The organism is Pseudovibrio sp. W74, from assembly GCF_001623085.1.
Taxonomy (GTDB): Bacteria; Pseudomonadota; Alphaproteobacteria; order Rhizobiales; family Stappiaceae; genus Pseudovibrio.
In genome coordinates, this window is record NZ_LMCJ01000008.1 from 230,711 (window position 1) to 249,860 (window position 19,150).

Genomic DNA, 19,150 nt, shown 5'->3' on the forward strand with positions numbered 1-19,150 from the left:
CCGTGCTCCCTCAGAGAGCGCGTGTTCTGCAACGCCAGGAACTTCCAGAAACTCTGTGCCGCCCAGTCCGCACATGAAGCGGGCTTTTGTATCGTCTTTCGCGAGCGGTGCGCAGACGAGGAAATCTCCAACAGGACTGGCGATAAAGCTATGAAGCGATGAGGCATTCTCATAACTCGGGGTGAGGATAATGCCTGCGGGCCAAGCATCACTCACATGGCTGTCAGCGGTGATACTCTGTAAAACAACGGGAGCGCCGTAGGTGGTTCGGTAGAAGCTGTTCAAGGTTGGTCCTTGCCCGCTTTCCTCTTCGGCGCGGAAATAGAAGGCGCAGCGGTTGGGGTCTGTTCGATTGTGTGTCGGGTAGATGTTCAGCGCGTCGGTGACGTCCACAATGAGCGTCATAGGCAGAGGATTACGGCTGCCATCATCGCCTGTGCCCAAGGCGAAGCGTTGACCATTGACGCCGGTTTTGGTCTCCGCATCTTTCGTAACCCATTGAAAACCCAGATTCCATTGATCATGAAGGGCGCTGCGCTCGAACTCAGCATCAAACACAATGGCACCGCGATCCGGGCCGGAGCAGCGGATGTCTGCCTTGCTCACCGAGCCCGTATCCGGGCTGAGATATCCTCCCAACTGGATGGCAGATTCTGAGAGTTGGAGGTTCTCTTCATCTTCAGAAACACCAATGTAAGCGCTTGAATAGAACTCGATGGTGAGTTCGGGTGCCAGAAGGTAGGACAGACTGCTGGTTGTCACTGTTCCCGCTGCATTAATGGAGAAGAAGGCCGGGCGTTGGCCAGTGTAGTCACGAGGGACTGGAAGCGGCGTTAAGTCTCTGGGAAGCCACATGAAACCGCGCAGCACATTCATGCTTTGCAAGTAGGCATGCAGGCCGGATACCAGGTCCTGCTGACTGCTCTCTTTGCCTCCACATTCAAGTGGATCCGGGCAGTAGATGAAGGAGCCTGAATAGGTTTTGTTGGTGAGCGCGTCTTTGAGCGAAATGCGCTTGGGGAGTTTGGCTCTTCTGGTGGCTACCTTGCTGACAACAAACGCAAAACCACCGGCGTTGTCGCCAGAGTTTGGAGCCAGATAAAGGCTTTTGCAGGTTTGTTGCAGGAAATCCATTGCTCAGCTCCCAAAGCCCATTCCATCAACGGGGATAAAGACAGAATTCGGGAGCACTGCTCCGCGCTTTTAAGGGGAACATAGGGTGCAGGCAGGCTTCAATTTGCGACAATTGAAGGTTCACAAAGTGAACTGAAAAGGTTTCATCTGTAAGAAGCTGTTTTCGCTTCACAGATCAGAAGAGGTTTGATTTTACTCATAAAAAACAGAGCGTTAGTGCGTCTTACACACCAAATAAGTTGTGAGCTGAAAAATGATCGTGTTTTTGTGCGTTGGTTTGCGTTTTTTACGTGTGAGCTGCGTTTTTTTTGTAAAACACACAAAAGGCAGGCTGATGGATATTCAACCTGCCTTTTGCTCTGCCAAATCAGTTTAGGCGAAGGTGACGCCTGCCTTGGTCATTGGGAGTTCGGTTACACGTGGTCCTTTCGCTGCAATGGCATTTGCCAGTGCTGGACCGGATGGTGGTGTGCCCGGTTCGCCGACGCCTGTTGGGGCTTGTGTGGAGAGGACAATGTGCGTTTCAATCTCGCCGATATCTCCAATGCGGAGTGGTTCGTAGTCCGGGAAGTTTTGTTGGATAACTTCACCGTTCTCCAGCGTGATCTCATCGCGCATGGCGTGGCCGAGGCCGTAGCCGATGCCGCCTTCCATCTGTGCCTTGATCACATCCGGATTGACCGGGATACCGCAATCAACGGCGCAGGTGACTTTTTCGATCTTCACGCCGTTTTCTGCATCACCTGAAATTTCGACAACTTCGGCAACATAGCTGCCAAAGGATTTGTGGACCGCAACACCTTGAGAGCGACCCTCAGCGCCTTTGCCCCAGTTGCTTTTTTCAGCAGCCAGTTTGAGAACACCCGTCAGTCGTTTTTGATCTGGCGTGTCGCCTGCCAGATGGGCCAGACGGAACTCAACCGGATCACGGCCCGCTGCTGTTGCAACGGCATCCATCATGGCTTCCATGACGTAGGCGGTGTGGGTGTGACCAACGGAGCGCCACCACAAAACGGTTGTGGCTGGTTTGATGTCCGTCAGGCCGGCAAACATGCCCGGAATGGAGTACTGCGTCGGGGTGACGCCTTCTACGGAAAGATGATCGACCCCATCATGAACCGAGAACGCCTCAAACGGGGTGCCCTTGGAGATGGACTGGCCTGCAACGCGGTGGTCCCAGCCAGCGATGTTGCCATCTGCATCAAGACCAACACGAACTTTGTGCGCAAATGCCGGGCGGTAGTAGCCACCGGTGATGTCATCTTCGCGGGACCACACCAGTTTGACCGGGCGGCGGCGATCCGTCATCACAAAGGAAAGCGCTGCTTCTACCTGATAATCGACCGTTGGTGTTGCACGGCGACCGAACGAGCCACCAGCGAACATGGTGTTGACCTGCACCTTGTCCATTGGCACCTGAAGGATTTGCGCAATCGCTGCATGTGGTGAGGTTGGCATCTGACAGCCGTCATGCAGGATCACGCCGCCATCTTCTGTCGCCTCAATGGTGCAGGTGAGCGGTTCCATTGGCGCATGTGCGAGCAATGGGAAGTAGAAGGTCTCTTCCACCACCTTGTCTGCGTTTTCAATCGCACCTGCAATCTCGGCCTGATCGTTTTTGGTCAGGTTGTATTCCGGCACTGTGTTGAGCGCAGCCATCAGCTCTTTGTAGACGTCTTCAGAACTGCGGCTTTCAGCTGCTGAATTGTCCCAGGTGACTTCCAGAGCTTCACGGGCTTGAAGAGAGGCCCATGTGTTTTCTGCGTAAACTGCAACACCAGCTTTGTTGGGCAGTGTAGCTGCACGGATGAAGCCTTTGACATCCTTTGCGGCGCTGTCGTCAAAGGACGTGACAGTTGCACCTTTGCGGGTGGCCCGTTTGATGGTGACGACCATCTGATTATCAAGCTGGATGTCCATCGCGTATTTGGCGGTGCCGTTGATCTTTGGCGGTGTGTCCTTGCGGCGCACACTTGCGTTGCCGATCAACTTGAACTCGGATGGATCTTTCAGGCGCGGGTTTTCAGGTGCTGTCAGCTTGCTCGCGGCGGCTACGAACTCGCCGATTGGCGCTTTGTTGCCGCCACCTGAGATCACGCCATCTTCCAGCTTGAGCTGGGCGGCGGGCACATCCCATGCCAGTGATGCGGCTTGCAACAGCACTTCACGGGCCGCGGCGCCTGCCTGACGATACTGCTTGAAGCTGTTGAACATGGCGGTGGAGCCGCCGGTACCCTGGATAGGTCCGAATGCCGTGTTGTTGTAAAGCTTCGGGTTGGATGGGGCGAACTCATACTCTATCGCATCCATGCTGACGCCCAGCTCTTCTGCAATGAGTGTGGTGAGGCCGGTTGCCGGACCCTGCCCTTTTTCAAAATGTTTGACGATCGCAGTCACGGTGCCATCTGCTGCAATCTTTACAAACGGATTGAGCATGGTGGTGTCTGCAGCATTTGCAGCGGCCATAGAGCCGGATGGGGCCACACCAATAACAAGAACGGCGGCAGCAGAGGCTGCTGCCCCTTTGAGGAAGCCACGACGAGAGGACAACACGCTCATATCAAGCCTCCATAATTTCTGATGCACGTACGATTGCGGAGCGAATGCGCTGGTAGGTGGCGCATCGGCAGGCGTTGCCGTCCATGTAATCGTCAATTTCTTCCAGTGTTGGCTTTGCGTTTTCAGAGAGCAGGCCAACGGCAGACATGATCTGGCCGGACTGACAGTAACCACACTGGACCACGTCCAGCTCTGTCCATGCCTGTTGCACGGCTTGTGCTGGCGTGGACTTCAGGCCTTCAATTGTGGTGATCTCAGAATCTTCCACATCTTCAATAAACGTTTGGCAGGAGCGGACCGGTTCGCCATCCAGATGAACGGTGCACGCCCCGCATGAGGCGACACCACACCCGAATTTTGTTCCGGTGAGCTTGAGTTCATCGCGGATCACCCAAAGAAGCGGGGTTCCTGGTTCGGCGTCGACCTTATGCGTCTGGCCGTTCAGCTTTAAAGAAATTGCCATCAAAAAAAATCCCTTTTTTGATCCGTAGCGGTTGGCTGGGTCAGCAATAATCTCAGGCACTGTTTGAATGGGGCAGTGTTGTATGCGGAATGCGCTATTCTGCTTTTTGAGCCTGAAACAAATGATCTGTAGTTATCCCTAGCACTCGCCTCTCTCGCTTTCAGTGGCAGATCGCGCCAAAGTACTGCCATATCGCGCCACTATGTAAATTGGTACTGGCACACCTAGCAAAAATTCGAGATGAAAGAGTGGCAAGACCAATGAGACCGAGCCCAGCATGACGAAACACGCACATCTTTACCCAGGCGCTGCCATGATGGCGCAAATCATTCAGTACCTTGACCTGTCTGTTGATCGGGTGATGCGCCGTGCCGGAGTTTCCATTGAGCAGCTGGGTCCGGCAGCCAAGGGCATCACACAGGCGCAGTATTTCGCCATCTGGCATGCGTTGCATCAGGAATATGGCGGCAACGATCTGGCAATCAAACTTGGGCACACCATCAAGCAAGGCAGTTTTGTTCCACACGCCTTTGCGTTTTCCTGCAGTCCAAACATTGAGGAAGGCGTGAAGCGTCTTGCGCTGTTTAAGCCTCTGATTGCGCCTATCCGGCTGGAAGTTGAGCGTACAGATAGTACGGTGTCCATCTTGTTTACTTCCAGCGATCCGACGGAACCGTTTCCTGAAATTCTGGCTCAGTTCGAGATTGTCTACTTCACCAATTGCAGCCGCACCTTTACTGGAGAGCAGATTGTGCCGCTCAGTGTGGGAGGCCCTGTTGGGGATCTGGACTGGTCTGCTGTTGAAGCGGAATGCGGGGTGAAGGCAACGCCTGCTCCGGTGGCGCACATCACCCTTTCGCTGCAGGATGCCACTCGTCCGCTGATCACGCAGATGGAAGGTATGTGGGATACGTTTGAAGATGGGCTGCGCCAGAAACTGCAGAGCACGGGCAGTTCTGATGAGATGTCCCGCCGGGTGAAGAATGCGTTGCTGGAAAGCCTGCCAGCGGGCCAGAACACAATTGACGTGATCAGCCAGAACCTGAATGCCAGCAAGCGGACGTTGCAGCGCAAGTTGAAGGAAGAAGGCAAGAGTTTTCAGGACATTTTGAGCGAGACCCGCGCCGAACTCTCTCAGCACTATCTGGTGCGCAGTGATCTGAGCATTCCGGAAATCTCCTATCTGCTTGGGTACAAGGATACCGGCTCGTTCTTTCGCGCGTTTCACAGCTGGACGGGCAAGACGCCCATGGAAGTGCGTGGGATTGCTTAAGGACGCCCTAATTTAGCCTCTCATGAAGAAAGCTTCATGAAACCTTGGGCTGGTAAGAGCCCGGCATGGCTATTCTATTTGTTCTTTCGGGATTGCCTGGTGTTGGTAAAACGACCTTGGCAAAGGCCCTTTCTCCGCGCCTGCAAGCCGTTCATTTACGTATTGATTCACTTGAGGCTGCCCTCAAGACCTCCGTTCTTGCGATTTCACCAGCAGAAGATGCTGGTTATGTTGCAGCAGCAGCCGTTGCCAAAGACAACTTGCTGCTGGGTAACAATGTGATTGCGGATGCGGTGAATCCGATTGAGATCACTCGCAACATCTGGCTGGAAGCAGCGCTTGGCGCTAGGGTGAAAGCGCTCAACATTGAGGTGATCTGCTCTGACGAGGCTGAGCACAAGACACGTGTTGAGACCAGACACAACGATATTTCCGCGATGTCCCTGCCCAGCTGGGAGGATGTACAGCGGCGACGCTATGAGCCGTGGAAGAAACACCGCCTTGTGGTCGACACCTTTGAAAAACCTGTCGAGGAAAGCGTCGAAGAGATCGTTGAGGCCTTCAGCCAGCTGGTGCGTTACGGGTCTTATTGAAGCTCTCACGCAAACTGGCGGAGTTTCGGGCGGATCATGCTCACGCAGGTTTCCAGAAACAGGCGTGTGAGCCGGGACTGATTTTGCTTTCCAGTGTGCATGGCGTGCAGGTCTATTTCAGGGAATCTCCACTCCGGCAGCACCTCCGCCAGACTGCGCTTTTTCAACGCCTCCTGACAGAGAATGGATGGCAGCTCCCCTATTCCCAAGCCGGACTTAATCGCAGATTGAAGCGCTGAGTAGTCGTTGATGGCAATGTCTGGTGCAAATCGAATGGTCCGCTCTTCTCTTTTCCAGCTCAGTTGCCAGCTGATTTCCGGCTTTTGCCAGAACCCGAAGCCGATCAGGGCGTGTTGCGTCAGGTCTTCAGGGCGCTGCGGAGTTCCCTGCTCTGCGATGTAAGAAGGCGAAGCAACCAGAACGTGGCGGTAGGCGGCGAGCTTTGTGAGTGTCAGTCCGGAATCTGGTTTTGGACCGACGCGGAAAGACAGATCAACATCATCCTCGATAAAGTCCAGATTGCGCTCTGATACGATCATGTGGATGCGTACCTGCGGATATTGCAGGCGAAACTGCCCGATGACGGGAATGAAGAGAGCTTCGGCCAGATTGGGTGGCACGGTGACCTTCAGGTCTCCCGACACGGCTGACTGGCGCTGTTCCACCACGCGATCTGCTGCTCTGAACGCTTCCAGTCCCGGTAGACAGGCTTGATAGAACTGGTCGCCGATTTCCGTCAGACGCATGCGCCGCGTCGTGCGTTCCAGCAGTTTTGCTCCCATCTGCGCTTCCAGATCCGCCACCTTTCGGCTGACGGTTGAGAGCGGCAGGCGCAACACCTTGGCAGCTCCGGAAAAGCTGCCTGCTTTGGCAACTTCAGCAAATATCGCGATTGCATTCAGGTCCTGCATCATATTCCCATATTTGGAATTATCATTTCCATTTCAAGCAATATTACCACACTAAGAAGAATAGTAGAATGCGTTCCAATCAAAACATGAAAGGAACGCGGGATGGGAAACCAGGATAAATCCATCAACTACATCGAATTTCCTCTGCTGAAAAATGAAGAGACCAAGAGTTTCTACAGCTCTGTGTTTGGTTGGACCTTTGAAGACTGGGGGCCAAGCTACATCAGCTTTTCCGGTGCTGGTGTGGAAGGAGGTTTTAATGGAGAAAGCGGGTTTCCGGTTCAGGCTCCCGGTGTTCTGGTGGTGCTTTATGCGGCGGATCTTGAGGGCACGCTAAAGGCCGTCCGTGCAGCTGGTGCGGCGATCTTGCAGGACATCTATTCGTTCCCTGGTGGGCAGCGGTTTCATTTTGCAGATCCCAACGGGAACGAACTTGCAGTGTGGACGGAGGCTTCGTCATGAACAAGCGTATTTTGGTCACCGGAGCCAACGGGACAATCGGCCTGCATCTCCTCAGAGAGTTAAAGCAAACACCGTGGCATGTGCGTGCTTTGGTGCGCAGTACGGAAAATTCACGGCTGGTTTCATCCATGGGCGCTGAGGCGGTTCGGGGAGATTTTTCTGATCTGCCTTCTCTCTTTGAGGCGATGGCGGGCATTGACACACTGGTACTGATCACTTCGGCCACCCCACAGGCAGCACAACAGGCTTCTGCTGTGCTTCATGCGGCATTGGAGAGCGGTGTGCGCAAAGTGGTTCGCATTTCGGCCATCAAGGCAGATGCTACCGGGCCAACGGCGAACACTGTGTTGCATGCAGCAACCGAGGATGAGCTTGTTCGCTCCGGGATGGAGTATGTAATCCTGAGACCTAATCTTTTTATGCAAAACATGTTTCTGGCAACGCAAACCATAGCAGAACATAGCAGCTTCTTCTTTGGCATGGGTGATGCCCGGATGGGGATGGTAGACACACGCGATGTGGCTGAGTGCGCCGTAGAATGCGTGCTGAGTGATCATTTCAACGGCGACATCTTTGAGGTAACGGGAGCAAAGAGCCTTTCTTATTTTGATGTTGCGTCGGCACTCAGCGAAGAACTCAAGCGCACCATCACCTATGTGCCTGTCATGCCGCAGGATGTGTATGATGGTATTGTTGGTGCGGGTTGGGATGAGTGGATTGCAGGCATCTCTCGCGATTATGCGCAGGCCTATCGCAGTGGTTGGGGGGACTTCACAACGGATGCCGTTTCTACAATCTGCGGGCGCCCACCGCGCAGCATCAAAACTTTCATCCGTCAGGTGTTTTGCGCCAAGGCCGCTTTGAGCGTGTCGATTGGGCCGCCTTGACCAACCATATGTCGTGCTACCAATTATCCGTCAATTGTAACCGCTTATGCGATTTCTTCAGGCACAATTCAGTTTCATGTTCTTTGTAGATGTGAAAGAGTTGAGGCAAATATTGGGTGCACTTCGCCCTAGTGGAAGGAACACATGCGCGTATTGTTGGTTGAGGACGAGCGGCTGATTGCGGATGCAATCAAAGCTTTTCTGGAGCGGCATGAATTTATCGTGGACTGGGTCGATGACGGTCTTTTGGCAGAAGACGCTCTGAGAACCGGAGAATTTGACCTGGTTATTCTGGATCTGGGGTTGCCGGGTCAGGATGGTCTGGAGTTTTTGCGGGCCGTTCGCGACGACAAAGCGGATGTGCCGATCCTGATCCTGTCTGCGCGGGAAACCACCAAGAACCGGATTGACGGGCTTAATCTGGGTGCAGATGATTATCTGACCAAACCTTTTGACATGGAAGAACTTCTGGCCCGCTGCCGCGCACTGGTGCGGCGCTCTGTAGGGCGTACGCGCATGTTGTTGCAGCATGGGGTGTTGACGCTGGATCTGGACCAGAAAAAAGCCTGCTATAACGGGGCAGAGGTGGTGCTGCAGCCCCTCGCCTTCCGCCTGTTGACCATTTTGTTGGAGCGGCGGGGCCGTGTGGTTTCCAAGTCTGATCTTATGGAAAAGCTTTATGGCTGGGAAGAGAATGCGGAGAGCAATGTGCTTGAGGTTTATGTCTCGCAGATCCGCAGGAAAACCACGTCTAAGCTGATCCGGACCATCCGCGGCGTAGGCTATATTGTTGATGAGGACGTACCGGCATGAAACTTTCCTCCATCCGCAGCCGCATCCTCATCTTTCTGATCCCGCTGCTGTTTGTGGTCTGGGGCGTCTTTTCCGCCATTGTCTACAATATGACAGAGGAAGAGCTTTACGAGACCCATGATGCGCAGGCCTTTCAGCTTGTCAGCGCGATTGCACAGCTGGAGGGGGACACCATTTCTCCCAAGCATCTGGATGATCATCATGAACTTAATGATTACTTCGTGGTCATCCGCGATGGAGACGGCAACGATTTATATAAGTCATCCGACCAAGTACAGCTACCCCAGTATCTAAGGCCGGGTGCTCAGGAAATTGAGCATGAGGGCGACAGCTGGGTGATCTGGAATTTTCCGGGCGAAAAGACTGACAGGCAATACATCATCGGTATCGTGTTTGATGAAGCCATTGAGCTGGCCGACCAGACTGTTGCCACGGTTTCCATCCCTTTGGGGCTGGTGCTGGTGTTTTCCATCATCGCAACGGTTTTCATCGTCAAACGCGGGTTACGTCCGCTCACCACTCTTTCTGAGACACTGCAAACTCGGGAGCCTGAGAGTCTTGGTAAGCTGACAACGGAGAAGCAGGCAGATGAGCTTGTGCCGATTGTGAACTCCCTGAACATGCTGTTTGACAAGATTGAAGACTACCTTGCCCGCGAGCAGCGGTTTATTGATGATGCGGCGCATGAGATCAGAACACCGCTGACCGTGGTGAAAGCCCAGTGTCAGGTGATTGAGCGGGACGCGCTAGATGATGCGACACGGCTGCGGTTTGACAACATCATTGAAGGTGTTGACCGGGCCACGCATCTTGCCGCCAAGCTTTTGGAACATGCCCGTGCAGGTCAGGATGCCCACAAAGAGATAACAGAGCACGACTTACTGCCTGTTCTTCAGGAAAGCCTTGCACAACAGGCCCATGCGGCACTTGATAAAAATGTGGAGCTGCAACTGCTTCAATCAGAACATGTGGCAGCTGTTGTTGATCCGGAAGATCTGGGCGCTGTGCTTGGTAATCTGATTGGCAATGCAATCCGGCATACACCATCTGATGGTGAGGTTATCGTGGTTCTTGAGCGCGGTGATGATCATATTCAACTGAGTGTTGAAGACAGCGGACCGGGTGTGCCTGAGAAATACCGTGAGAAGGTGTTTGAGCGGTTCTTCCGCATGCCGGGGCAATCAAGTTCAGGTGCAGGCCTTGGTCTGTCTATTACGCAAACTCTGTGTCGTCGCAATGGGATCGAGATATCCCTTGGCAAGAGTGAGCGACTGGGCGGAGCCTGTTTTATGCTCAAACTGAAAAAGTAGTGTCGTAAACTTCAGGTAGGTTTCAGCTTCCAAGTGAATTTAGGGGAAGCACTCAGATTGAAACCTACTCCGAGGCTGCATCTGTAGCTTCTTATGGGGTGATCTGATTATGAATGGTGTGCGATGCCCCCCAACGGTGTCACTCACCTTTCATAGCCAGAGTTTCATCTGAGTGCGCATCGTTAACTCAGATGAGCGTACCGGAATGAAACCGATTGGCCTGACCTTCATTATCGCCAGCATCCTAGTCCCCCTTTTGATTTTCTCCCAGTTTGGTAGCCAAGCAGACTCAGGTGCTTTGCTGAGCCAGTATTTTGGCATGGTCTCACTGATCTTCATGGGTCTGGTTCAGGTGATGGCCACACGGATGAAAGGCGTTGAGGCTCTGTTTGGCCCGCTGGATCGCGTGTATGTCTTGCATAAATGGCTGGCTATTTTCGCAATTGCTGCTGCTTTCCTGCATGAAAGCATTGATGCGGATGTGCTTTCAAGCGGCGATACGGATGGACTGGCGAAAGAGCTGGGTGAGATCGGGTATAATGGTATTTTAATCCTCGGCCTCGGTTCTCTGGCGACCTTCATCCCCTATAATATCTGGCGCTGGACCCACCGTTTGATCGGTATTTTCTTCGCTCTTGCTGCTGCGCATTTCCTGATGATCCCCAACGTGTTCTCTTGGAGTGATCCGCTTGGTCTTTACGTCGCCTTCTTCTGTTTTGCCGGTGTCGCGTCCTTCTTGTACCTGACTTACAAAGGCATGGCCGGGCGCACAAAGACCTATGAGGTAGAAGATGTTCAGATTTACGGGCGCATCACCAGTGTGACACTGAAACCTGAAGGCAAGCCTATTTCTCATGATGCCGGTCAGTTTGCTTACCTTTCCTTTGATCAGGAGGGCATGAGCGAAGTGCATCCTTACACGATTGCATCTGCGCCGCGCGAAGACGGAAGACTGCAGTTCTGCATTTCTGCGCTGGGTGATTACACATCTCGTGTGCACGAGCTCCAGGTCGGCACAAAAGCTCAAATCAGTAAGGGATATGGCGGGTTCCGCCCAATTGCTTCCAATCGGGACCAGATCTGGATTGCGGGCGGTGTCGGGATCACACCTTTCCTGTCATGGGCGCAGACTTTGAGGGGTGATGAGACCGGACAGATCTATCTTTACTATGGTGTCCGCAACCGGTTGGAGAACCCGTTTGAGGAGGAGCTGGACGCACTGCAAAGCCGTCTGCCGAACCTTCATGTACAGTACTTTGAGTCTGACATGGGTGAGTACATCGACGCGCGGTTGCTGAAAATCCTGCAGGGAAAATTCTTTGATGTGATGCCAATTGCGTTTTGTGGTCCGGAAGTTATGCGCAAAGCGTTGATACGGGATCTGAAAGCCCTGAAGTACCCAATGCGCTTGTTTCATTATGAAGAATTCCAAATGCGCTCCGGCCTTGGTTTTCGAAAGCTGTTTAAGTTTCTGCTTCAGCAAGTTAACCGGCATTCCGGCAAGTTCGCCCCGGCCAAGTAAAGCTTGGCCAACATGAGGATCGCTGCATTGCCTGGCGGTGCGGCGATCCGCTCCTTCAAGCTAGGTGCAAGGTTTAGTTCTCTGGCTTCATGGTGCCTTCGAAAGGTGCCGGGACTGAAGGGATCAGTGAAATTAAATCAATATATTAATTGAGATTTGGAGGGTTCAATCAGAACCAATAATTCTGTTCTTTTTAGGATCATTGGCTCATGACAAAAATCGCCTCCCGCTCGATTACGACCGACATCCCTGCTCCTTCCGAAGATCGTCGCTCCAAGTCTCCTATTGTTTGTTACGAAGTAGATCATTTGCCTGCCTATAACGCTGAGCTTTATCAGCAGGCAAAGGAGAGTCTGGAGAAGATCGACGAAGTTGTGGTGCCACCTCGTGATGGCGGTCATTTCAAGGTGCCTGCTGGCCACTTCTTCCGGATTGTGAGCGTTGAAGGCCCGCAGGTTGGCGATCTCAATTTGTGGAATGCCAATGACATTAACGAGCGGTTTTTCAGCGGCAAGACCCGTCAGCTGCACGCCTCGCACCTTTCAACCGGAGACCGGCTCTGGAGCACCATGCCGTATCTGCGCCCTATGGCGACGATTACACAGGATACGCTGGACTGGTACGGTTGGGATGAGGATGGCGCGGGCGTCCATGATGTGATTGGGACACGCTGCGACCCTTACACCAACCATATGCTCAAGAATGTGGACTACAACCATTGTTGCCACTCCAACCTGACCCGTGCACTGGCAGATGCAAAAGGTCTTTCGTTAGATGGCGCTGAGCCGCATGTGCATGATGTGATGAACGTCTTCATGTGCACGGGCTTTACCCGCGACACCCACCAATACTTCATGAAAGCCAGCCCTGTTCGTCCGGGTGATTTTATTGAGTTCTTTGCAGAGATCGATCTTCTGGGCGCGCTTTCTACCTGTCCGGGTGGTGATTGCGGCAGCAGTCACTCTGATGACGATACGCCGTGCTATCCGCTTCTTGTCGAGATCTTCAAACCGGCAGAGGGTAGTTTGAAAGGCTGGTCTGCCGCAAAACGCAGTGGTTATGCAGGTGGGCACCAGGCCTGATCCTTTTTGATTTGGCCAGACGCAGTTGTTTGTCGTGTTACGGCACGAGGACAGCTGCGCCGGATAGCCGTCCCCCTCGCAAATCTTCCAGTGCCTGATTGGCCTGTTCAAGTTTGTAGGGAATGCAGTGGGTTTTCACGCCTGCTTTTTTGGCGAGGGGAAAGAACTCCAGCCCGTCTTCGCGGGTCAGGTTGGCAACGGAAACGACCTCCCGCTCCTCCCACAACAATGCATAGGGCATTTGCGGGATGTCGCTCATATGAATGCCGCCGCACACCACGCGCCCACCTTTGCGCAGAGCGCTCAACGCTGTTGGAACAAGTGGACCCACGGGGGCGAAAATGATGGCCGCATCTAATTTTTCGGGTGGCTGGTCTTCAGAGCTGCCTGCCCAAGTGGCTCCAAGCTCTCTTGCGAAGTTCTGCGCCTGCCTGTCACCTGACCTAGTGAAGGCGTAAACATCACGGCCTTGCCAAATGCAGACTTGCGCGATGATGTGAGCAGCGGCACCAAAGCCGTAGATGCCTATCTTTTTGCCTTTGCCAGCCTTTTTTAAAGAGCGCCAGCCAATCAATCCGGCACACAAAAGTGGAGCAAGGGATACCGGATCGGCTTTGTCGTCCAACTCAAACGCAAAGTGACGATCTGCGATGGTGTGCGTTGCAAAGCCGCCATCGCGTGTATAGCCCGTGAATATGGGATGATCGCAGAGATTTTCCTGATGGCTTTGACAAAATGAACAACAGCCGCATGTATGTCCAAGCCATGGAATGCCTACTCTTGTGCCGATTGTGAGATCATCAACACCTGCCCCACATGCCTGTACCCTGCCGACAATTTCATGGCCGGGAATGAGCGGGAGCTTTGGTTTCGTCAGATCGCCATCCACGACGTGAAGGTCTGTCCGGCAAACCGCGCAAGCTTCAACCTCAATCAGGATTTCGCCGGAGCGCGGTGTTGGTGGCGCAGCACGTTCCTGCAAGACAAGTGGCTTTCCAATTTCGGTCAGAACCATTGCTTTCATGAGGGCATTCCTTCTCACGCAGGCTTGGATTGTGCTCAGATTATACGCTGTTGTCCTAAGAAAGTCTGGCGTGGTGTTTGCGGTTCCCCGTTGTTGCTGTGCGCTGCAGAATTAGATCAAGAATAAGAGAAAACCGAACCATTTATCACAACGCATATTTCATCTGAGTCCGTCATAACAATCTGGTGCGCGTGTGCGCGACGACTTGTTGGAGTGGAGCCTTGCGGAGATGCCATGTGCGTCTGCCCGCTGGTTTTCCTGTTTGAGTACCTCTCATAATTAAGGTGAGTGAACCTCCGATGCCCGGAAATCAAAATACCGATACTGGCACTGACACCAGTCCTATTCCTGCAGAAGACCAAATGAACCAGAGCGAGGAAACCTGGGCTCAGCAAATCTATAAGCTATGGGGCGAAATGCTTCCAACCTGGGCAGATGCATTTGGCGAAGTTTATGAAGCAGAACGGGAACGGGAACGGGAAGAGCTTGCACAGGCAACAGCCCGAATGGATGAAGATGACCGTCGTCAGGCTGAGCAGGAGTTACGACACGATGCTGCTTCTACATTGGCATTTGAGGATAGTGAACGTTTCTTCGAACTTAAAAATGAGATGACCTTACTCGAATCCAATCCCATGGAAGCGATCGACATGCCAGATTCACCTGACATGTCGCTGAGTAAGGTGATCATCGATCAGATCGCAGCTTTCAAATTGCAGAAGGAAGAACTTTTTCTGGAAGTTCAGGTCTTTAAGGGTCTGGAAGCTGAGAAGCTGGCTTTCACAACCGCTAATGAGCTGGTTGGGATGCTTATAGACAAAGCCTATATTCAAAGCGGCGTTTACAACTTTGCCGCTTGCGAAGTGACTCTGTCCGAGATGGAACGCAAGCTCAAAGACATGAAAAACCTTCTTCGAGATGCCCAAGTGCATCCAGCAACCTATGTCAGTAACGAAGATCAGGTTCTGATTGGTCAGGATGTTAAGAAGGTGAAGGAGATCATCTTTAATTTGCAGGACGCTGGTTATACTGGATTGGGAACAAGCCTGCTCATTGAAATGAACCAGTATCAGGATGCGGTGTCACGGCCATCCGATGCGCGCTGGACAGAGCTTATGTCTGATGCGGAGGCCTGTAAAAAAGCTCTGCCGGAACTGCGCAGCTCGGCCAAATATATTGAGACCCTGTGCGAAAGCATGACCATGGCGCAGCCAACAACTGCTGCTGCAGATACGCTTGAAGAACTCCGTGACTATCAAAGTGAAAGTTCCCGCGACCTTTCATCAACCCTGCGCGTTATCGCGAGTCTCAAGGCTAATGCTGAACGCCGTGAAAGGTGGATCAAACAAGAGGAATGGGCCGAGAAAAATCTGGATGTACGCACCCAGGCCTATCGAAAACAACTTGAGAAGTTTGTCGTGTTTGATGCAGACCATCAGGTGGTTACCAAAGAAAGCAAGACTGAAGCCCGTGCTCGCGCTGTTGATACTGAAGGGCTGGATAAAGATGTCATGGCAACAATGCCGAAGCGACCCGGCGGCAAGGATGTTAAGGCTGTTCCCCGTGCGACAATCAACAAGCTTTTGGAATCTTTTGAGTTTTTGGATGAAATGCGGTTATCGGGTGTGACAGGTATGGAAGCCATTGCACTTGAAGAGTTTATCAAGACAGAAGACATTCTGGAAGGCATCAACTCCAATCCAACCGGATATGATGACCTTCAAACACGCACGCAGAAGATGCTTGATAAAGTTGCAACCACCAAATCCGGCAAGAAAGCGATTTATTACGTTGAAGCTAAGATGAACCTTGAAGAGGATATCCGTCTCTTACGCGAACAAGCACCGGATATGAACATCAACAAGGCTCTCGGTCGGTGCAACAAGCTGGAAGGTACACGATTTCATCCACTCCTGAGACAGCTCGAGGAATCCCTCGCCTTCAGAGAGGTCTTTGAGATGAAGCTGGAGCCGATTGAGAAGATATTCAAGGAAATTCCGGGCTTGCTTGCCAGGCTGGGTAAAGCTCGCCCTGAGCTTGCCATGAGATTCAAGAAGATCTGGCAGCCCAAGCAGGAGAAAGTCTATCACGGTGAACTGGAGCTGGAACTGAAACAGGCGAAAGTCACCGCTCATAACGCTGCCACTGTTGATGATGTGAAAGAGGCCATCTCACAGGTGAATACCGTCAAGATTAAAGCGGACAAGTATGTTGAAGAGCTGAGAGCTCGTGTAGCGCTGCTTGGCGAGGATGTGGATGGACCTGTCACCACCCCTGAGCGGGATGAGTTCTTTGAGAAAATCGAAGAAGACTACAAAAATGGTGTTCAGCTTGAGATTGACCGCAAGGTTGCCAAGGGCAAATTCAATGAAACCTCCGGCCCTATGAAGGATGAGCTGGAAATGCTCACCGCGAAGTCCAAGAGCTGGAAAGGTGCAAAGGCACTTTTGAAGGGCTTCCCCCGTATTGACGAGGCCACTTTCGATCCGACCCGTTTCAAAGATCTACTGACAGAGGTAAAGCTGCTTGAACAGGAATGCGCAGTAAACTCCTCTTATGATGAAAACATGGACCGGCTGAAAGAGCTGAAGGGCATGTATGATGCCATGCGCGGCGAGCTGACAGGCTTTAGAGAAGACATCGCCAAGGATGTCGTTAAAGCCGCAGAGAAAGCTATCACGCGTATGGAATCTGCAAAGGCGTTTGCTGAAGGCGACTTCATCACCGGTGTTGCCAGCCAGCAAGAAGCTGGCGAAGATTATGTCAATGCGGGCAGTTTAAAGCGGTTCACCACCTGCGTATCAAAGCCAATCATACCAGGTGAGCTGCGAACGTATGCGCAGGTCATCGGCGACAGCAAGAAATCACTTCAAGAGCGCAAAAAGGCCCGCGAAGAGGCGTTACGCCTTGTGCGGCCCTTGCTGGCACGGCTCGACAGCGACAAGGCGGTCAAGCTTTACAGGCGGCATCCCTTCAGCGAACTGGACAATGACATCAATGTCCTGAGGCCCGTTCTGGTACAGCTTGAAGTTAAACTGCTGACCCTCGCGTCCTGATGCATACGAACCCTGCGGCACCGCATGTGGTCGCAGGGCACATTACACGCAACTCTAAAGTGTGATTTGCATTTATACTCAGCAGGTTATCCATGAGATGTATGCAGAGGGTGAAATAGTCCTTTTCCTTGAGGTTTTAGTCTGGTAGTTACCGATTTGCTCAGCAATGAGTGCCGGTCGCAGCCTACCCGGCAACAGCGAAAACAAGGACTAAACCTTATGAAGACTATCGTAATCTGCTCAGGCGGATTGGATTCGGTCACGCTTGCCTACAAGGTTGCGCGTGAAAACGAATTGCTCGGCCTCGTCTCTTTTGACTACGGCCAACGGCACAAAAAAGAGCTGGACTATGCAGCACATGCTGCAAAGCAGCTTGGTGTGCCACATCATATTCTGGACATGAGCCAGATAGGAGCGCATTTAAGTGGCTCCGCTCTAACCGATGATGTTGATGTTCCCGACGGCCATTATGCCGAAGAGAACATGAAGGTCACTGTGGTTCCCAACCGAAACGCAATTATGCTGTCTATCGGCTTTGGCATTGCGGCTGCTCAGCAGGCCGATGCTGTGGCTGCGGCCGTTCATGGGGGTGATCATTTCATCTACCCGGACTGTCGCCCTGGCTTTATCAAAAGCTTTGAAGCCATGCAGAAGCTGGCTCTGGACGGCTATGCCAATGTGAGCCTTTACACGCCATTTGTAGAAATCTCCAAAGGTGCCATCGTTGAAGAAGGTGCCCGGATCAACGTGCCGTTTGAGGACACGTGGTCCTGCTACAAAGGCGGAGAGAAACATTGCGGGCGGTGCGGCACCTGTGTCGAACGGCGAGAAGCCTTTGATCTGGCAGGTGTTGAGGACCCAACAGAATACGCGGATCCCGACTACTGGAAATCCGTGGTGGAACGAGCGGAACCATAATGTACAAAATCACAAAGGAATTTCACTTCTCGGCGTCGCATCAACTCTGCGAAATGCCGGAGGGACATCCCTGTGCGCGCCTGCATGGCCACAACTACATTGTGGTGATTGAACTTGCCAGCAAGGGTCTGGATGAACACGGCTTTGTGGTGGACTTCACTGAGTTGAAGCCGCTCAAGCGTTTCATTGATGATGAGCTGGATCACCGTCACCTCAATGAGGTGTTCGGACACGATCAGGTTACCTCTGAGTTTCTCGCCAAGACCATCTATGAGTTCTGCAAAGGGCACTGGGTGGAGACCTGTGCTGTGCGTGTGAGTGAAACGCCGAAAACATGGGCGGAATATCGGCCATGAGCAAACTCAGTATCAGTGAGATCTTTGGACCAACCATTCAGGGCGAAGGTGCTTTGATTGGTGAACCGACCGTGTTTGTACGCGCTGGCGGCTGTGATTATCGTTGCAGCTGGTGTGATACATTGCATGCGGTGGACAGCGCCTATCGTCATACCTGGGACCAGATGGACAGCGCGGACGTCTGGCACAAGATTGAGGAACTGTCCGGTCATCAACCGATCACAGTTTCCCTTTCTGGCGGCAATCCTGCCATTCAGGATTTTTCGCAAGTAATCTCACTCGGCAAAGCGAAGGGTTACAAATTCGCCGTGGAGACGCAAGGATCTGTTGCGCGGGACTGGTTTGCAGATCTGGATACGCTGGTGCTGAGTCCTAAGCCGCCTTCCTCTGGTGAGACTGTCAATTGGGACAAGTTCGATGCCTGTCTCGATGCGGCCATCAACTCTGCCACCTGTGTGATCAAAGTGGTTGTGTTCGATGATGTCGATTACGACTGGGCCAAGCAGGTTGGCGAGCGCTACCCTTATCTACCAATGTATCTGCAACCGGGGAACCATACCCCTCCTCCACCTGAGGATGATGACGTCCAGATCGATATGGACGGCATCATGGATCGCATGCATTGGCTGGTGGACAAAACTGTTTCCGATCAATGGTTCAAGCCACGCATTCTGCCACAGCTACACGTGCTGCTGTGGGGCAACAAGCGCGGTGTTTAAAGCATATTCCGGTAAGCTGGTGATCAGCCTTTGATGACGGAAATGCATGAGAACGAAGAATTCGAGAG

The 19,150-nt window shown here is 52.7% G+C and carries 16 protein-coding genes and 1 pseudogene; 12 read left to right on the plus strand and 5 right to left on the minus strand.

Annotated features, from left to right (window positions below):
* The 3 genes and pseudogenes from PsW74_RS29270 to PsW74_RS07370 form a co-directional block, all read right to left on the minus strand.
* Window positions 1-1,134, minus strand: a pseudogene (locus PsW74_RS29270) (hypothetical protein); the annotation flags it as partial.
* 372 nt (window positions 1,135-1,506) lie between these two features.
* Window positions 1,507-3,693, minus strand: a complete 2,187-nt coding sequence (locus PsW74_RS07365) for a xanthine dehydrogenase family protein molybdopterin-binding subunit (protein WP_063288568.1) — start codon at window positions 3,691-3,693, stop codon at window positions 1,507-1,509.
* A 1-nt stretch (window position 3,694) separates the two neighbouring features.
* On the minus strand, window positions 3,695-4,156 hold the full coding sequence (locus tag PsW74_RS07370; RefSeq protein WP_057465391.1) for a (2Fe-2S)-binding protein: 462 nt from the start codon (window positions 4,154-4,156) through the stop codon (window positions 3,695-3,697).
* 277 nt (window positions 4,157-4,433) lie between these two features.
* On the opposite strand from PsW74_RS07370, the gene PsW74_RS07375 reads away from it, so the two are divergent.
* Window positions 4,434-5,429, plus strand: coding sequence for an AraC family transcriptional regulator (locus PsW74_RS07375; RefSeq protein ID WP_057465223.1), 996 nt, complete (start codon window positions 4,434-4,436; stop codon window positions 5,427-5,429).
* A gap of 65 nt (window positions 5,430-5,494) precedes the next feature.
* The gene (locus PsW74_RS07380; protein ID WP_063288567.1) at window positions 5,495-6,022 is read left to right on the plus strand and encodes an AAA family ATPase; all 528 of its coding nucleotides are present in this window, start codon (window positions 5,495-5,497) and stop codon (window positions 6,020-6,022) included.
* A gap of 5 nt (window positions 6,023-6,027) precedes the next feature.
* Here PsW74_RS07380 and PsW74_RS07385 read toward each other — a convergent pair whose 3' ends face one another.
* Window positions 6,028-6,933, minus strand: coding sequence for a LysR family transcriptional regulator (locus PsW74_RS07385; protein ID WP_063288566.1), 906 nt, complete (start codon window positions 6,931-6,933; stop codon window positions 6,028-6,030).
* A 102-nt stretch (window positions 6,934-7,035) separates the two neighbouring features.
* Between PsW74_RS07385 and PsW74_RS07390 the strand changes: the two genes are divergently transcribed.
* The 6 genes from PsW74_RS07390 (at window position 7,036) to PsW74_RS07415 (ending at window position 13,009) form a co-directional block, all read left to right on the plus strand.
* Window positions 7,036-7,395, plus strand: a complete 360-nt coding sequence (locus tag PsW74_RS07390) for a VOC family protein (protein WP_063288565.1) — start codon at window positions 7,036-7,038, stop codon at window positions 7,393-7,395.
* Window positions 7,392-8,282, plus strand: coding sequence for an SDR family oxidoreductase (locus PsW74_RS07395; RefSeq protein WP_063288564.1), 891 nt, complete (start codon window positions 7,392-7,394; stop codon window positions 8,280-8,282). The genes PsW74_RS07390 and PsW74_RS07395 overlap by 4 nt, the downstream gene beginning before the upstream one ends.
* A 144-nt stretch (window positions 8,283-8,426) precedes the next feature.
* Window positions 8,427-9,095 (plus strand): response regulator transcription factor, encoded by a 669-nt coding sequence (locus PsW74_RS07400; RefSeq protein WP_063288563.1) that lies wholly within the window; start codon window positions 8,427-8,429, stop codon window positions 9,093-9,095.
* Complete coding sequence (locus tag PsW74_RS07405) at window positions 9,092-10,405, plus strand: ATP-binding protein (protein WP_057465228.1); 1,314 nt, start codon at window positions 9,092-9,094, stop codon at window positions 10,403-10,405. The genes PsW74_RS07400 and PsW74_RS07405 overlap by 4 nt, the downstream gene beginning before the upstream one ends.
* Before the next feature lie 205 nt (window positions 10,406-10,610).
* The gene (locus PsW74_RS07410; RefSeq protein ID WP_063288562.1) at window positions 10,611-11,927 is read left to right on the plus strand and encodes a ferredoxin reductase family protein; all 1,317 of its coding nucleotides are present in this window, start codon (window positions 10,611-10,613) and stop codon (window positions 11,925-11,927) included.
* Between the two features lie 209 nt (window positions 11,928-12,136).
* Window positions 12,137-13,009 (plus strand): DUF1989 domain-containing protein, encoded by an 873-nt coding sequence (locus tag PsW74_RS07415; RefSeq protein WP_063288561.1) that lies wholly within the window; start codon window positions 12,137-12,139, stop codon window positions 13,007-13,009.
* 37 nt (window positions 13,010-13,046) lie between these two features.
* Here the strand turns inward: PsW74_RS07415 and PsW74_RS07420 are convergent, their stop codons facing one another.
* Window positions 13,047-14,033 (minus strand): zinc-dependent alcohol dehydrogenase family protein, encoded by a 987-nt coding sequence (locus PsW74_RS07420; RefSeq protein ID WP_063288560.1) that lies wholly within the window; start codon window positions 14,031-14,033, stop codon window positions 13,047-13,049.
* 299 nt (window positions 14,034-14,332) lie between these two features.
* Between PsW74_RS07420 and PsW74_RS07425 the strand changes: the two genes are divergently transcribed.
* The 4 genes from PsW74_RS07425 to queE all read left to right on the plus strand — a co-directional run bounded on the left by PsW74_RS07425 (window position 14,333) and on the right by queE (window position 19,082).
* The gene (locus PsW74_RS07425; RefSeq protein WP_063288559.1) at window positions 14,333-17,089 is read left to right on the plus strand and encodes a hypothetical protein; all 2,757 of its coding nucleotides are present in this window, start codon (window positions 14,333-14,335) and stop codon (window positions 17,087-17,089) included.
* A 219-nt stretch (window positions 17,090-17,308) separates the two neighbouring features.
* Window positions 17,309-18,007, plus strand: coding sequence for a 7-cyano-7-deazaguanine synthase QueC (queC, locus tag PsW74_RS07430; RefSeq protein WP_063288558.1), 699 nt, complete (start codon window positions 17,309-17,311; stop codon window positions 18,005-18,007).
* Window positions 18,007-18,363 carry a 6-carboxytetrahydropterin synthase QueD gene (gene queD / locus PsW74_RS07435; RefSeq protein WP_063288557.1) on the plus strand — a complete coding sequence of 119 codons (357 nt, stop codon included), beginning with the start codon at window positions 18,007-18,009 and terminating at the stop codon, window positions 18,361-18,363. Before queC ends, queD begins: the two co-directional genes overlap by 1 nt.
* Window positions 18,342-19,082, plus strand: coding sequence for a 7-carboxy-7-deazaguanine synthase QueE (gene queE / locus PsW74_RS07440; RefSeq protein WP_063288556.1), 741 nt, complete (start codon window positions 18,342-18,344; stop codon window positions 19,080-19,082). Before queD ends, queE begins: the two co-directional genes overlap by 22 nt.
* Window positions 19,083-19,150: the final 68 nt, after the last annotated feature.